This is a genomic window from Klebsiella sp. K-3, from assembly GCF_051207495.1.
GTDB classification, from domain to species: Bacteria; Pseudomonadota; Gammaproteobacteria; order Enterobacterales; family Enterobacteriaceae; genus Klebsiella; species Klebsiella aerogenes.
Genome location: NZ_JBPNXF010000012.1, coordinates 98195 through 112999, shown reverse-complemented (window position 1 = coordinate 112999; position 14805 = coordinate 98195). Strand labels below are relative to the sequence as shown.

At 57.5% G+C, this 14805-nt stretch carries 12 protein-coding genes; 6 read left to right on the top strand and 6 right to left on the bottom strand.

Going from position 1 to position 14805, the window contains the following annotated elements:
- Positions 1-5: 5 nt before the first annotated feature.
- The 6 genes from ACSEMK_RS19965 to ACSEMK_RS19940 are packed head-to-tail and all read right to left on the bottom strand — an operon-like array spanning position 6 to position 7525.
- A complete protein-coding gene (locus tag ACSEMK_RS19965) occupies positions 6-1442 on the bottom strand; it encodes an amino acid permease (RefSeq protein ID WP_087859488.1) in 1437 nt (478 codons plus the stop codon).
- Between the two features lie 10 nt (positions 1443-1452).
- Entirely contained in the window at positions 1453-2448 is a 996-nt protein-coding gene (astE, locus tag ACSEMK_RS19960) for a succinylglutamate desuccinylase (protein WP_430915391.1), read from the bottom strand.
- A gap of 10 nt (positions 2449-2458) precedes the next feature.
- Positions 2459-3799, bottom strand: coding sequence for an N-succinylarginine dihydrolase (astB, locus tag ACSEMK_RS19955; protein ID WP_042894616.1), 1341 nt, complete (start codon positions 3797-3799; stop codon positions 2459-2461).
- A gap of 22 nt (positions 3800-3821) precedes the next feature.
- Positions 3822-5288, bottom strand: a complete 1467-nt coding sequence (gene astD / locus ACSEMK_RS19950; protein WP_430915390.1) for a succinylglutamate-semialdehyde dehydrogenase — start codon at positions 5286-5288, stop codon at positions 3822-3824.
- The gene (gene astA, locus ACSEMK_RS19945; protein ID WP_430915415.1) at positions 5279-6301 is read right to left on the bottom strand and encodes an arginine N-succinyltransferase; all 1023 of its coding nucleotides are present in this window, start codon (positions 6299-6301) and stop codon (positions 5279-5281) included. The genes astD and astA overlap by 10 nt, the downstream gene beginning before the upstream one ends.
- An 18-nt stretch (positions 6302-6319) precedes the next feature.
- Positions 6320-7525 (bottom strand): bifunctional succinylornithine transaminase/acetylornithine transaminase, encoded by a 1206-nt coding sequence (locus tag ACSEMK_RS19940; RefSeq protein ID WP_430915389.1) that lies wholly within the window; start codon positions 7523-7525, stop codon positions 6320-6322.
- 531 nt (positions 7526-8056) lie between these two features.
- On the opposite strand from ACSEMK_RS19940, the gene ACSEMK_RS19935 reads away from it, so the two are divergent.
- From ACSEMK_RS19935 to ACSEMK_RS19910, 6 genes are all read left to right on the top strand, one after another.
- Positions 8057-9331 carry a Glu/Leu/Phe/Val family dehydrogenase gene (locus tag ACSEMK_RS19935; RefSeq protein WP_015366353.1) on the top strand — a complete coding sequence of 425 codons (1275 nt, stop codon included), beginning with the start codon at positions 8057-8059 and terminating at the stop codon, positions 9329-9331.
- A gap of 184 nt (positions 9332-9515) precedes the next feature.
- Positions 9516-9947 carry a MarR family winged helix-turn-helix transcriptional regulator gene (locus tag ACSEMK_RS19930; protein WP_015366352.1) on the top strand — a complete coding sequence of 144 codons (432 nt, stop codon included), beginning with the start codon at positions 9516-9518 and terminating at the stop codon, positions 9945-9947.
- The gene (locus ACSEMK_RS19925) at positions 9947-11599 is read left to right on the top strand and encodes an MFS transporter (RefSeq protein WP_213316191.1); all 1653 of its coding nucleotides are present in this window, start codon (positions 9947-9949) and stop codon (positions 11597-11599) included. Before ACSEMK_RS19930 ends, ACSEMK_RS19925 begins: the two co-directional genes overlap by 1 nt.
- Before the next feature lie 27 nt (positions 11600-11626).
- The gene (locus ACSEMK_RS19920) at positions 11627-12712 is read left to right on the top strand and encodes an HlyD family secretion protein (RefSeq protein ID WP_063421282.1); all 1086 of its coding nucleotides are present in this window, start codon (positions 11627-11629) and stop codon (positions 12710-12712) included.
- Positions 12709-14088 (top strand): efflux transporter outer membrane subunit, encoded by a 1380-nt coding sequence (locus ACSEMK_RS19915; RefSeq protein ID WP_430915388.1) that lies wholly within the window; start codon positions 12709-12711, stop codon positions 14086-14088. The genes ACSEMK_RS19920 and ACSEMK_RS19915 overlap by 4 nt, the downstream gene beginning before the upstream one ends.
- Complete coding sequence (locus ACSEMK_RS19910; protein WP_430915387.1) at positions 14089-14763, top strand: O-methyltransferase; 675 nt, start codon at positions 14089-14091, stop codon at positions 14761-14763.
- Positions 14764-14805 lie beyond the last annotated feature (42 nt).

Sequence of the window (14805 nt, the reverse complement as noted above, 5' to 3'; positions counted from 1 at the left end):
TATCATCAGGCGCTGGCGTTATCCAATGCCAGTTGCCCTTCGCGCTTCTGTTTCACTTTCCAGAAGCACCATAGCGCAATAAACCACACCGGCGAAGCTATCAGCGCCAGCAGCGTATCCGGGTCGAAAATCATAATGAAGATCGAGAAGGCGAAAAACAGCAGGCTCAGCCAGCACATCACTACTCCCGCCGGCATTTTGAATTTCGACCGCGCGTGCAGGTCCGGACGTTTATGACGATATACCAGGTACGCTACAAGGATCATACCCCAGCTGAAAACCACCATGATCGCCGCCAGCGTTGAAACGATGGTGAACAACGTCATCACGTTTGGCACCAGGAACAGCAGTAACGTACCGCTCAGCATGCAGAAGCAGGAGAACAGCAGGCTACGTACCGGAATGCGGGTATTACGTGAGAGTATACGGAACTGCCAGTGCGCATGTTTTTCCACCGACAGACCGTACAGCATGCGGGTACTGGAGTAAACGCCGCTGTTCGCCGACGACATGGCCGACGTCAAGGCGACAAAGTTAATTACCGCAGCGGCGGCAGGTAGCCCGGCCTTGGCGAACAGGGTCACGAACGGACTGGCATCCGGCGAGACGCCAGGCCATGAAGCCACGGCAATAATGACCACCATCGACAGCAGATAGAAAATAATGATGCGCAGCGGCAGCGCGTTAATCGCCTTCGGCAAGATGCGCTCAGGATCGCGCGTTTCCGCCGTCATGGTGCCGAGCAGCTCAATACCGGTGAAGGAGAAAATCGCTATCTGGAAACCGGCGAAGAAACCGGTCACGCCGTGGGGCATAAAGGCCGTCGGGTCGGTAATATGACCTAACGAAGCCTTCACGCCATCCGGCGAAGTCCAACCAATAGCAATCATCCACGCGCCGGTCAAAATCAGCGCGATAATGGTGATGACCTTAATCAGCGCAAACCAGAATTCGGCCTCGCCGAACATCTTTACCGACAACAGATTAAACAAGAACAGGATCCCAAGCGTACTCAGCGCGGGCATCCACGCCGACATCTCCGGGAACCAGTACTGCATATAGCTACCGCAAACCACCACGTCGGCGATACAGGTCACCACCCAGCTAAGCCAGTAGGTCCAACCCAGATAGAAACTGGCCTGCGGGCCAAGATAGTCGCCGACGAAATCCGCAAACGAACGATAATCCAGGCGGGTCAGCAACAGCTCCCCCATCGCCCGCATCACCATATAGGTAAAGAAACCTACCAGTAGATAGATAAGCAGAATGGATGTTCCGGCGACGGCGATGTTTCTGCCCGCCCCCATAAACAGTCCGGTACCAATAGCGCCGCCCAGCGCAATCATCTGAATGTGCCGGGCGCCAAGGCCGCGTTTGAGCTGCGACGGGCACTCCCCGTCGGCGGCAGGATGAACCTGCCCCTCGCGTTGATGTTCAGTCATGTTGATTCCTTCAAGCAGGCATGGAAAGGCTTGGCGCGGTAGCGGTCAGCAGCAGCCCGGCGCGTTGACCGGCGGCGACGCCCGCATTCGGAAACAGGATGTAGGGGGCGTCGGCATTGACCACCCAGGTTTTCTGTGCCTGACGGGCGATTTCATAGCCTGCCGGCAGCGCGGTAAAGTTTTCGATTTTCGGGTCGAGATTCAGGGTAAAACCGTTCTCGCCCTTGATGATGCTCTGCTGCACCACAAAGTATTCGACCGGCGCTTTGCTACGCGGCGGCATGATGCCATCAGCGATCAGCGCACCGATCGCCAGTTCGGTGGCGGCAAACAAGCGCAGATCATTTTCACCGAATGGCATCACCTTCCCCAGTTCCAGCGTGGCGCTTTGCGCGTCGAACTTCTCGCTGGTGAAGTGGGTAAAGGTGCCGCCCGGTTCGGTATGGCGCACGATGGCATCCATACCGCTGGCCTGCAACAGCTGATAAAAATCTGCGCTGTAGTCGCCATCATGAGCGGGCAGCAGCGCAAACTGCCGATATTTCGACCCGCGAATGGCGGTATGCAGATCGAGATGCGTGCGCGGCACCTTGCCGTGGACATCGGCGCTACGGAAGAAGGCCTGTACGGCCATCTCCAGTTCAAAAGCGCGACGCGACTCGTTCCCGGGCATCGCCGCCAGATGGCGGCCGCCAAACAGCCGGTTGAGATCGTTATGCAGATAACGACGGCCGGCGCGAATGGCGGGCAGATTGCCGAACACCACTAGTAGCGCGTGGGTCAGCGGCTGCTCGCCCAGGCTTAATCCCTGCAGGATCTGCAGCAACATTTCAATCGGCGCGGTTTCGTTACCGTGCACCCCGGCAGAAAGCACCGTCGCCTGTCGCCATGACGTTTTTGGCAGCAGTTGCAGAATGCCATCGCCTAACCAACTGGCTTCGATAGTCGGCGGAAAGGTCCATGTCTGCAGTTTACAATGCAGTAAATCGTTGACGTTTTGTTCCATTCCCGGCCCCTTATCGCTGGAAGTCATAAATCGCGCCCAGATGTAAAATCTGCGTCAGCTCGTCCAGCGCCTGATAAACCTCGCGCAGCAGCTGCGGGTCGGCGAGGTCGCTGGCATGCAGGCGATCGCGATAATGCTTTTCAACCCACGCGGTCAGTTGCTGGTAGCGTTCGTCATTCATCAGGCTGTGAGCGTTGACCGCCGCACGCTCAGCGTCATTAAGCACCACCCGCAGACGTAAACAGGCCGGGCCGCCGCCGTTGCGCATGCTTTCACGTAGATCGAATGCGGCCACTTCATCGATAGGCGATGCGCTATCGGCGGCGAGAGCAGAGAGATAACGCCAGACGTTTTCACGCTGACGGCACTCTTCCGGCACCACAATCAACATTTTGCCATCGGCTTTGCTGAGTAACTGGCTGTTGAACAGATAAGAAGCCACCGCGTCATCGAGGCTAACCTGCTCGTCAGGGACTTCAACGCTGGTGAATGGAATATTCAACCTGGCGTTGCTCTCCTTCAGCGTCGCCAGCACCTCCCGCTGCTGCAGGAAGGCGTGCTGATGATGGAACAGCACGTGGCGGTTGCTGACGGCGATAACATCATTGTGGAATACACCATGGTCGATAGCCTGCGGATTTTGCTGAGCGAATACGGTGTACTGCGGGTCGAGCTGATGCAGACGCGCCACCGCTTCGCTGGCCTCCAGCGTCTGGCGTGCGGGGTATTTAGCTGGCGCAATACCGCCGCTGGCGCGCTTACCATAGACAAAAAACTGCACGCCCTGGCGGTCATAATCCCCACAGAAACGGTTATGGTTCGCCGCCCCTTCATCACCTAAATCGCCATGCTGCGGCAGCGCCGCGTGATGCGCGAAGTAGCGTTCATCGGCGAAGGTCGCCCTGAGGATGGCCGAGGTGATCGGCGCTTCCTGCATGCGGTGCAGCTTATTGTTGAGATTCGCCACCGTAAAATGCACTTTTCCATCAGCGCTATCGGCCGACGGCGACACGGTAGCGGCGTTGGCGGTCCACATCGAGGAAGCGGAGCTAAAGGCCGACAATAGCTGCGGGGCCTCTTTGGCTGCACGCTGGATCACCTGCTCGTCGCTACCCTGAAAACCAATACTGCGCAGCATCGTCATATTTGGCCGCGGCTGCGGCGGCAGAATGCCCTGTACAAAGCCACGATCGGCCAGGGTCTTCATCTTATAAAGTCCCTGCAGCGCCGCCTTCTTCGGGTTAGATAAACCGTCGCGGTTGTTTTGTGACGCTTCGTTGCCTACCGACAACCCGGCGTAGTGGTGCGTTGGCCCCACCAGGCCGTCAAAATTCGCTTCAAATCCAGACATAGTGTCCTCACAAAAACGGTTATCAGAATGGCAGACCTGGCGACGTCGCCGCCGGCAGCGTCAGCGTTTCGCTGACCAGAGAAGCCATCGGCCAGGCGCAATAATCGGCGGCATACCACGCCGAGGCGCGATGGTTGCCGGAGGCGCCGACACCGCCGAAAGGCGCTTTACTGGAGGCCCCGGTGAGCGGTTTGTTCCAGTTAACGATCCCGGCGCGCGCTTCGTCGGCCAGCTTGTCGAACAGCGTCGGGTCGGCGGAAATAAGCCCGACCGCCAGACCGTAGCGAGTATTATTGGCAATCGCGATCGCCTCATCGAACCGGTCGTAACGAATCACGGTGAGCAGCGGGCCGAAGTACTCTTCATCCGGCACCGTAATCCCGGTAACGTCGATAATTCCCGGCGTTAACACGGTAGAGTGAGGATCCGGCTGACTCATGCGCAGCAGCACTTTGCCGCCCAGCGCTTCCAGCTTCGCCTGCGCCGCCAGCATGCCCTGCGCGGCGGTTTGCGAAATCACCCCGCCCATAAACGGCTGCGGTTCGGCGTTCCATTTACCTGCGCGAATCTGCCGGCTGGCATCAATCAGTTGTTCAATAAGCGCATCGCCCTGTTCACCGCGCGGTACCAGTAAACGACGCGCGCAGGTGCAGCGCTGCCCGGCGGAGATAAAGGCCGATTGAATAATCACGTTCAGCGCCGCAACGCTATCGACAACGTCGGCCACGATCAGCGAATTATTGCCGCCCATCTCCAGCGCCAACATTTTCTCCGGCTGACCGCCGAGGTAACGGTGGAAATGGAAGCCAGCGGCGGCGCTACCGGTAAACAGCACGCCGTCGATATCGTGGTTTTCCAACAGCGCCTGGCCGGTATCTTTCGCCCCCTGCACCAGGTTCAGCACCCCATCCGGGATTCCGGCCTGCTGCCATAGCTGAACGGTGAGTTCCGCGGTCGCCGGCGTCAATTCGCTCGGTTTAAATACCACGGTGTTACCGGCGATCAGCGCCGGGATAATATGGCCGTTCGGCAGATGCCCCGGGAAGTTGTAAGGGCCAAACACCGCCATCACGCCGTGCGGCTTATGGCGCAGCAGCGCTTTGCCGTCCGGCAGAGCGGACTCGCGATAACCGGTACGTTCGGCGTAGGCATCAATAGAAATCCCGGCCTTGCCGATCATCGCCTGTACTTCGGTGCGGGATTCCCACAGCGGCTTGCTGGTTTCACGGGAAATTAACGTCGCCAGCGCCTCTTTATTCTCTTCCAGCAGCGCCGCGAAACGTTGAACCACTGCAATGCGTTCGCTTAATGGACGATGCGACCAGCCATAAAACGCCTCGCGCGCGGCGGCGCAGGCGGCCTGCACGTCGGCTGCGCCCGCACTTTGCGACTGCCATAAAACGGACTGGTCTTCCGGCGCCAGCTTAGTTAACGGCGCGCCTGCGCCCTGCTGCCACTTACCTGCTATAAAATGTGCGTTTACCGCCATGATCTGTTTTCCTCTGGGTTGAGTGTCACCGCGTGAACCCGGTCGGTGGCATTGACCTGCAGGGCGTCCAGCGCCTGCTGATCGAGCACTCCCGGCGTCTCTTGCGCAATGAGTACCGCGCGGAAGTTTTCAAACTGTCCATTCGCGACGATGGTTGGCGTCGCCTGCGGCGTCATGAGTTGCAGCGCCGGCAGCGAATAGCTCTCTCTGATAGCGCGAATATTATCGGTTTCAGCTTCCAGTACCGGGCCGGCATCGAAGATGTCGACGGACCCGCGCCAGCTAAACCCTTCTTTTTCGAGAATAGCCCGCGCCGGCGCGGTGTTAGCATGAACCTGTCCTATTACCTCGCGGGCATCATCCGGCAGCAGCGAGATGTAAATCGGGTAAGCCGGCATCAGTTCGGCGATAAAGGTTTTCATCCCCGTCCCGGTGAGACGGTCGGCATCGGCGAAGGGAATATCGAAAAAGTGGTGCCCTAACGCATCCCAGAATGGTGAATTCCCCTGCTCGTCGCTGCGCCCGCGCAGCTCGGCAAACAGATGCGGCGAAAACCACTCGCGGAACGCGGCAATAAAGACAAACCGCGCTTTGGAGAGCAGCAGGCCATTGCGGTTCTTCTGGTACTCCGGGTCAAGAAATAGGGTACAGAGTTCGCTGTGACCGGTATGGTCGTAGCTTAAATTGAGCAATTCCTGATGCTTATAAACCCCAAGCTCTTTGGATGCCCGTACCGTCTTCTGAATACGAAAATTGTAGAACGGTTCGTCGAGCCCCACCGCGACTTCAATGGCGCTAACGCCGACAATCCGGCTCAGTTCGGTATCTTCCAGAACAAACAGAAACCCCTGTTCGCCACGCGTCAGCTTGCCGGCAAAGGTTTCTACGCTGCGTTTAATCCGTGCGGCAAGGCGCACGGCATCATTCGGCAGCGATGTCATTCCCACGCCCGCCCGGGAGGCCAGGCGAACAATATCATCGAGGTCGTTTTCCCGTACGGGACGAAATAACATCATAGGCCGTCTCCCGGATTAGCTGATTAAGCGGGCGACAGCGCGCTCAAGGCGCATGAAGGCTTCATCAATATCCGCCAGGGGAATATTGAGCGCTGGGGCGAAACGCAGGACGTCCGGCCCGGCTATCAGCGCGATCAGTCCCTCTTCCGCCGCCAGATTGGTCAGCGCCTTGGCTTTTCCTCGCAGATGACTTGCCAGTTCGGCGCCAATTAGCAGTCCCATCCCGCGTACGGCGCTGAAGACATCATATTTAGCGTTCAGCGCATTGAGTTTATCGACAATAAGGGTATGGCGTTCGCCCACGCCCGCCAGCAGCGCGCTATCCATTTGCGCGAGCACGCTATTAGCGACGGTCGCTGCCAGCGGGTTGCCGCCGAAAGTCGTGCCGTGGGTACCCGGCTGGAACACTTGCGCCCAGGCCTCTTTCGCCAGCATCGCGCCAATTGGGAAGCCGCCGCCCAGCCCTTTTGCGCTGGTGAGAATATCCGGAACTACGTTGTAGTGCTGGTAAGCATACAGTTGGCCGGTACGCCCGGCGCCGGTCTGCACTTCATCAAAAATCAGCGTTGCTTCATGCTCATCGCACAGCTCGCGCAGTGCCTGCAGGAACTGCGGATCCGCCGGCATGACGCCGCCTTCGCCGATAATCGGCTCGACGATGACTGCGCAGGTGCGGGAAGAGAACGCCGCTTTCACCGCGTCGATGTCGTTATACGGCAGATGGGTGATGTCCTGCGGCAATGGCGCATAGTCGCTGGAGTATTTCGGCTGCCCCCCTACGGTCACGGTAAACAGAGTGCGGCCATGGAAGGAGTTCTTAAAGGCGATGATTTCGCTCTTGTCGGCGCCGAATTTGTCGTGTGCATACTTGCGCGCCAGCTTCAACGCGGCTTCATTGGCTTCAGCACCAGAATTACAGAAGAAGATTTTATCGGCGAAGGTTGACTCCACCAGGGTTTTCGCCAGCTGCAGCACCGGTTCGTTGGTATAGCCGTTGCCGATGTGCCACAGCTTATCCAGCTGCGCTTTCAGCGCGTTAGCCAGCGCCGGATTCGCATGACCCAGCGCGTTAACCGCAATGCCGCCAGCCACGTCAATGTACTCTTTACCCTGCTGGTCCCAGACGCGGGAGCCCGCCGCTTTCACCGGGATAAACGGCGCGGGAGCGAAACACGGAACCATATAAGCATCAAAATCTTCGCGAGTGATACTGCCTGACATAACAATTCTCCGGAACGAGGATCGGCGGCATAAATTGGCCAATCGTGAATAGTCGAATTTAACAATTTCCCTTTAGCCGTTTTCAGGGCGCACACGTCCCGCTGCGATGACAAATATTTTCACCACAACTGAAATAAGCCATTTTATTTGTATGGGTATATGTTAATTCACGGTTAATACCTTGTGTATTGCGTGAGCTAATGCTGGGCCCTGACACGCAACAAAGTCAATACAACCTCGAATCATTTTATTCACTTTTAGAGGATCATCAAGATAATGAAAAATATGAAAAAATTATTTCCATATTCACTTATCTGCATAAAATATGCATATTGATGCATGACATGCAGGCGCCTGGCCGTGCTTATTTATTCAAATGCAACCCCAAAAAACTAACAAAAATGTAAAATTCGGAATAGCCGTCAAATACTGGTTTATAAAATTGGTGATAACATTCATCACACAGATTTTACTGCTGTACCTATTCCACGGTTTTACACGACACAAATAACATTGAGATACAGGACTCTTATGGAAAAGTTATCTTACGCATCTGAAAGTAGTACATCTCCATGGACCACTTACCTGCGCCAGATCGACCGCGTCGCGCCGTATCTGGGCGACCTCGCCTACTGGGTGGAAACTCTGCGTCACCCGAAACGCGCGCTGATCGTTGATATTCCGGTGCAGATGGATGATGGCACCATCCGCCATTTCGAAGGCTATCGCGTACAGCACAATCTATCGCGTGGACCGGGTAAAGGTGGTGTTCGCTACCATCCGGATGTCGATCTTAACGAGGTAATGGCGCTTTCTGCCTGGATGACCATTAAGTGCGCCGCGGTCAATATTCCTTACGGCGGAGCCAAAGGCGGCATCCGCGTCGACCCGTTCTCACTGTCTGAAGGCGAGCTGGAACGTCTGACTCGTCGCTATACCAGCGAAATCGGCATTATCATTGGGCCACAGAAAGATATCCCGGCGCCGGACGTTGGCACCAACGGTAAAGTGATGGCGTGGATGATGGACACATATTCCATGAATCACGGCACCACTATCACCGGCGTGGTTACCGGTAAGCCGATTCATCTCGGCGGTTCGCTGGGCCGTGAAAAAGCCACCGGCCGCGGCGTCTTCGTCACCGGTCGTGAAGTGGCTCGTCGCAACGGTATCGAAATCGAAGGCGCGAAAGTGGCGCTGCAAGGTTTTGGTAACGTCGGCAGCGAAGCCGCTCGTCTGTTCGCCGACGTTGGCGCGCGTATTGTCGTTATCCAGGACCACACCGCGACCCTGTTCAACGAAGGCGGCATCGACATGCAGGCGCTGACCGCATGGCAGGCCGAGAACAAGAAGATTGCTGGTTTCCCGGGCGCGCGTGAAATCGCCAAAGAAGATTTCTGGACCACCGAGATGGATATCCTGATCCCGGCGGCGCTGGAAGGCCAAATCACCCGTGAGCGCGCGGAAAAAATCAGCTGTAAGCTGATCCTCGAAGGCGCCAACGGCCCGACCTACCCGGACGCCGACGACGTGCTGGCCGACCGCGGGGTGATCGTGGTTCCGGACGTTATCTGTAACGCCGGCGGCGTGACCGTCAGCTACTTCGAATGGGTACAGGACATGGCGAGCTTCTTCTGGAGTGAAGAAGAGATCAACGCCAAGATGGACCGTATCATGACCGATGCTATCGTTCACGTCTGCGATAAAGCCGCCGAGAAAGCGTGTTCTCTGCGTACCGCGGCCTACATCGTCGCCTGTGAGCGCATCCTGCTGGCGCGTAAAGATCGCGGCATCTACCCGGGCTAATGTCCGGTTAATCCAGATACTAAACCCGGGTTCGCCCGGGTTTTTTTATTTTTTCTCCACGTGCCAGCCGGCCTTTTCCACAAAAAACGCACATTGCGTTAACCTATTTTTATCTTCGTGACTTGAAATCGGTAAATCGCCGCGCCTAAAATCATTAGAGCTCTAATGAATTTGTAGGCGGAACATGGATAACCGACAGCTTAACTTTTCCCATCTCTTATACTTAACCGCGCATCACTGGCGGCTGGCGGTTAACCGGCGGTTGAAAAATCTTGGCATGAGCCAGGCGTCATGGGTGGCGGTGTCAGCCATTGCCCGCAACGAGCAGCCCCTATCGCAAAGCGAACTGGCGCAGGAACTGGGTGTCGAAAGCGCCACCATCGTCCCGCTCATTAACCGCCTGGTCGAACTTGAACTGGTGGAGCGCGTTAAGCCTGACAGCGATAAACGTAAGCGTCTGTTGGTCGCCACCGCAAAAGGGATGGCGCTTTTCCATCAGGTGAAAGCGGTCGCCGACGACCTGCGCGAGGAGATCCTCACCGCCATCACTCCGGAAGAGCGTGAGCAAACCCACCGGGTACTGGAAAAGCTACTGCACGAGGTGGAAAAGAAATAATGCCTCGTCGCGATGCTAATCCCTATGTGCCCCACGACTGGGCGCCGCATGAAAAACCGGCGATGCTCGGTTCACCGTCGACGCCCATCCACAGTACGCCAAAACGTGTCGCTTACGGCATCGTCGGATTGCTGGTATGCCTGACCGGCGCGCTGGGTAATGCCGTCGTTACCGCCAACCTGCAGCTGCTGCAGGGCACTTTTGCCGCCTGGTCGACGGAAATTGCGTGGCTGCCGGCGGTCTACGTCATGACTAACGTCTCCATCAACCTGCTGCTGGTGAAATTTCGCCAGCAGTTTGGCCTGCGCGCCTTTACTGAAGGCTTTCTGGTACTGTATGTACTGGTCACTTTCTTCCACCTGTTCGTCAACGACCTCAGCTCGGCGATGATGGTGCGTGCGGCGCACGGCATGGTGGCAGCGGCGCTAAGTTCACTGGGAATTTACTATCAGGTGCAGGCCTGGCCGGCGCGCCACCGTCTGAAGGCGTTGACCATTGGGATCACCGGATCGTCGCTGGCGATCCCGTTGGCGCGTCTGTTCTCGACTGAATTACTGCAGATTGACGAATGGCGTGGTCTCTACTTCTTTGAGCTCGGGCTGGCGCTGGTGTCGCTCGCCTGCGTCATTGCGCTCAAACTGCCGCCCAGCGACCGCAAAAAAGTGTTTGAGAAGAAGGACTTTATTACCTTCTTCCTGCTGGCGCCCGGTATGGCTTTGGTCTGCGCGGTCCTGTCGCTGGGCCGTCTGGACTGGTGGTTTGAGGCGCCGTGGCTTGGCTGGTCGCTGGCGGGTGCGGTGGTTCTGATCGTTTCGGCTATCGCCTTCGAGCATAATCGCACTAACCCGCTGCTTAACACCAAATGGCTTTCCAGCGGCAGTATCATTCGTCTCGGGCTGATTATGTTGCTGATACGCATCGTTCTGGCGGAACAGAACACCGGAGTCATCGGCTGGCTGCAGTACGTCGGCTTGCAAAACGAGCAGATGACCAATCTGGCATGGTCTATTTTCGCCGGTATCGTCTGCGGTATCGTCGCCAGTTGCCTGACGCTTAACCCGCAGCGCCTCTACTGGCCCACCGCGACCGCGCTGGCGTTGATCATGATTGCGTCATTGCTTGATAGCCAGTCCACTGCCCTGACCCGTCCGGAACAGTTGATGTTCAGCCAGTTTTTACTAGGCTTCGGCAGCGCCTTCTTCCTCGCGCCGGCCATGCTGGCGGGAATTGGCGGGGTGATTGCCGACCAGCGGAATCTGGTCAGCTTCTCGGTTCTGTTTGGCATGAGCCAAAATATCGGCGGCCTGCTCGGCTCGGCTATCCTCGGTACTTTTCAGACCTGGCGCGAAAAATTTCATTCCAGCCAGTTGGCCGATCAGATAACCACGCTAAACCCGCTGATCGTCGAGCGACTGCAGCAGTACAGCCAGATGTATCAAAGTCAGATTGGCGACAGCACGCTATTGAACGTGCAGGCGACCACCCTGCTGCAAAACGCCTCGACGCTACAGGCCAATATTCTCGCCTACAATGACACTTATCTCCTGACGGCGGCGATCTCCGCCGCCACGCTGGTGTGGATTTTCTGGCGCTTAATCAGATTGCGAATCACCGCCCGTATCGCGTTAAAACGCGCAACCGGCAATAAATAATAAGATAATTTTTACTCTGGAGTGGTTATGAGTCAGCAGGACGCGGCCAGGCAACAGGCCAATACCCGAAACAACATCCGCGTGGTGTCTATTTTTACCGCCGCGGCGATCGGCATCGTCGGCGTATTGGTGATTCTTTACGCCTGGCAGTTGCCCCCTTTCACCCGGCATAGTCAGTTTACCGATAACGCTTATGTGCGCGGTCAGACGACGTTTATCAGCCCGCAGGTTAACGGGTATATCACCGCGGTGAACGTCAAAGATTTCGATACCGTTCAGCCGGGACAGGTGCTGTTCCAGATTGACGATCGCATTTATAAGCAGCGGGTACACCAGGCGCAGGCAACGTTGGCGATGAAACAAGCGGCGCTGAAAAACAACCAGCAGCAGCGGAAAAGCGCCGAAGCGACGATCGTCAAAAACGAGGCCGCCTTGCAAAACGCCCGCGCGCAGAATCAGAAAACCCAGGCCGATTTAAAACGCGTACAGGAGCTTACCGCGGATGGGTCGTTATCCATTCGCGAACGCGACTCCGCGCGGGCCAGCGCGGCTCAAGGCGCAGCCGATATCGAACAGGCGAAAGCCACACTGGAGATGTCGCGCCAGGATCTGCAGTCCACTATCGTCAATCGCGATTCGCTGGAGGCCGATGTGGCCAGCGCCAAAGCGGCGCTGGAGCTTGCCGAAATCGACCTGCAGAATACGCGGATTATCGCCCCGACGGCCGGGCAACTGGGGCAGATCTCCGTACGCCTCGGCGCCTATGTCAGCGCCGGTACGCATTTGACCTCGCTGGTACCGCCTCAGCACTGGGTTATCGCCAACCTGAAAGAGACACAGCTCGCCGAGGTGCGCGTCGGCCAGCCGGTCACCTTCTCGGTCGATGCGTTGAACAGCGAAACCTTCCACGGCAAAGTACAAAGTATTTCGCCAGCGACCGGCGTCGAATTCAGCGCGATCTCGCCGGATAACGCGACCGGCAACTTTGTCAAAATCGCCCAGCGGATCCCTGTCCGTATCGCGGTCGATGAGGGACAGAAAAACAGCCATCGTCTGCGTCCGGGGATGTCGGTGCAGGTGACGATTGATACCCGCGCGGAGAATAAACAATGATCCGCCCGTTAACCCTTGCCGTGGCGCTGGCGCTGGTCGGTTGTCAGTCTGCCGATGTCCCACGTGCGGAGCCTACGCTGGCGATCCCCGCCGCCTGGCGTGCCGATGTGGGTCCTTCCAGCCCGGTGGAAGGCGTGTGGTGGCGCAATTTTCACGATAGCGCGCTTAATCAGTATGTCGATCGGGCGTTGCGCTACAACAGCGACGTTCTGATCGCCCGCGAACGGGTTAACGAATATCAGGCGCGCGCGTACGCTGCTGATAGCAGCTTATTCCCCTCGCTTGATGCCAGCCTGACCGGTACCCGCGCTCGCGCACAGTCCGCCGCGACCGGTCTGCCCATCCACAGCACGCTGTACAAAGGCGGCCTGACCGCCAGCTATGACGTCGATATTTGGGGGGCCAACCGCAGCGCCGCCAGCGCCGCCGAAGCCAGCCTTGAAGCGCAGAAAGCCGCTGCCGCCGCGGCTAATCTCACCGTAGCGTCATCGGTCGCCGTCGGCTACGTCACCTTGTTGTCATTAGACGAGCAGCTGCGGGTCACCCGCCAAACGCTGAAATCGCGAGAAGATGCGTGGAATCTGGCTAAACGCCAGTATGAAACCGGCTATACCTCGCGCCTGGAGCTCATGCAGGCGGATTCCGAACTGCGCTCGACGCGGGCGCAGATCCCGCCATTGCAGCATCAAATCGCGCAGCAAGAGAACGCCCTGAGCGTTCTGTTGGGCGACAATCCCGGTACGGTGAAACGCAATGAATTCGCGCAACTTACCCCACTACGGCTGCCCTCGCAGCTGCCATCATCGCTAATGAGCCGCCGTCCTGACATTGTACAGGCTCAACGACAGCTGGTGGCCGCCGATGCCACCCTTGCCTCGTCGCAAGCGCAGTTGCTGCCATCGATTAACCTGACCGCCACCGGCAGCCTGCAGGACCGGACGCTGCCGGAACTGCTCGATAATCCGCTGCGGCTCTGGAGCATCGGCGGCAGTATTCTGGCGCCGTTACTCAACCGCCAGGCGCTAAATGCGCAGGTTGATGTCTCGATGGCCCAGCGCAATCAGGCGTTATACGGATATGAGAAAACCGTACGCGGCGCGTTCAAAGAGGTGAACGATAGCCTAGATGCCATCAGCCGCTACGGCGAACAGTTAAGCGAGCTCCAGGAGCAGGAATCGGTCGCCGCAGAGACGTTGCGTATCGCGCAGAACCGCTATCGTAACGGCTACTCTTCCTATCTGGACGTGTTGGATGCGCAACGTACGTTATTCTCCACTCAGTTGAGCGTGGTGCAGGTGAAAAATAACCTGCTGCTGGCGCAGATTGATTTGTACCGGGCGCTGGGAGGCGGCTGGTCTGACTCATCAGGGAGCTAAATGGGGAAATGTTATATGCAACAACAGTGGTCGGCAGTAGACAATTATTTGATTGAGGCCTTAATCCCCGGCGATCCTGTGCTCGATCGGGTACTGGAAAACAACCATCGAGCCGGGCTGCCGGCACACGATGTCGCCGCCAATCAGGGGCAGTTTCTCGCCCTGCTGGTACGGCTTACCCAGGCTAAGCGGATACTGGAGATCGGTACTCTCGGCGGCTATAGCACCATCTGGATGGCGCGCGAGCTTCCTGCCGACGGCCAACTACTCACGCTGGAGGCCGACGCGCATCATGCCCAGGTGGCGCGGGAGAATCTGCAGCTGGCGGGCGTTGACCAGCGGGTCACGCTGCGAGAGGGGCCGGCGCTACATTCTCTGGAGGCGCTTGGCGAATGTCCCGCTTTCGACCTGATCTTCATCGATGCCGATAAGCCGAATAATCCCCACTATCTGAGCTGGGCGCTACGTTATTCCCGCCCAGGAACCTTAATTATTGGCGATAACGTGGTACGCGACGGTGAAGTGGTCAACCCACAGAGCGCCGACGAGCGCGTTCAGGGCGTGCGTCAATTCATTGAGATGATGGGCGCCGAGCCACGGTTGACGGCAACGGCGCTGCAGACCGTGGGCACTAAAGGCTGGGACGGCTTTACTCTGGCGTGGGTAAACGCTTAAGCGAGTAGCCCCGGTAAGCGCAGCGCCTCCGGGGACAACCAG

Coding starts and splice junctions, on each gene's coding strand:
- ACSEMK_RS19965 (WP_087859488.1), bottom strand. CDS start 1,442: ATGACTGAACATCAACGCGAGGGGCAGGTTCATCCTGCCGCCGACGGG.
- astE (WP_430915391.1), bottom strand. CDS start 2,448: ATGGAACAAAACGTCAACGATTTACTGCATTGTAAACTGCAGACATGG.
- astB (WP_042894616.1), bottom strand. CDS start 3,799: ATGTCTGGATTTGAAGCGAATTTTGACGGCCTGGTGGGGCCAACGCAC.
- astD (WP_430915390.1), bottom strand. CDS start 5,288: ATGGCGGTAAACGCACATTTTATAGCAGGTAAGTGGCAGCAGGGCGCA.
- astA (WP_430915415.1), bottom strand. CDS start 6,301: ATGTTATTTCGTCCCGTACGGGAAAACGACCTCGATGATATTGTTCGC.
- ACSEMK_RS19940 (WP_430915389.1), bottom strand. CDS start 7,525: ATGTCAGGCAGTATCACTCGCGAAGATTTTGATGCTTATATGGTTCCG.
- ACSEMK_RS19935 (WP_015366353.1), top strand. CDS start 8,057: ATGGAAAAGTTATCTTACGCATCTGAAAGTAGTACATCTCCATGGACC.
- ACSEMK_RS19930 (WP_015366352.1), top strand. CDS start 9,516: ATGGATAACCGACAGCTTAACTTTTCCCATCTCTTATACTTAACCGCG.
- ACSEMK_RS19925 (WP_213316191.1), top strand. CDS start 9,947: ATGCCTCGTCGCGATGCTAATCCCTATGTGCCCCACGACTGGGCGCCG.
- ACSEMK_RS19920 (WP_063421282.1), top strand. CDS start 11,627: ATGAGTCAGCAGGACGCGGCCAGGCAACAGGCCAATACCCGAAACAAC.
- ACSEMK_RS19915 (WP_430915388.1), top strand. CDS start 12,709: ATGATCCGCCCGTTAACCCTTGCCGTGGCGCTGGCGCTGGTCGGTTGT.
- ACSEMK_RS19910 (WP_430915387.1), top strand. CDS start 14,089: ATGGGGAAATGTTATATGCAACAACAGTGGTCGGCAGTAGACAATTAT.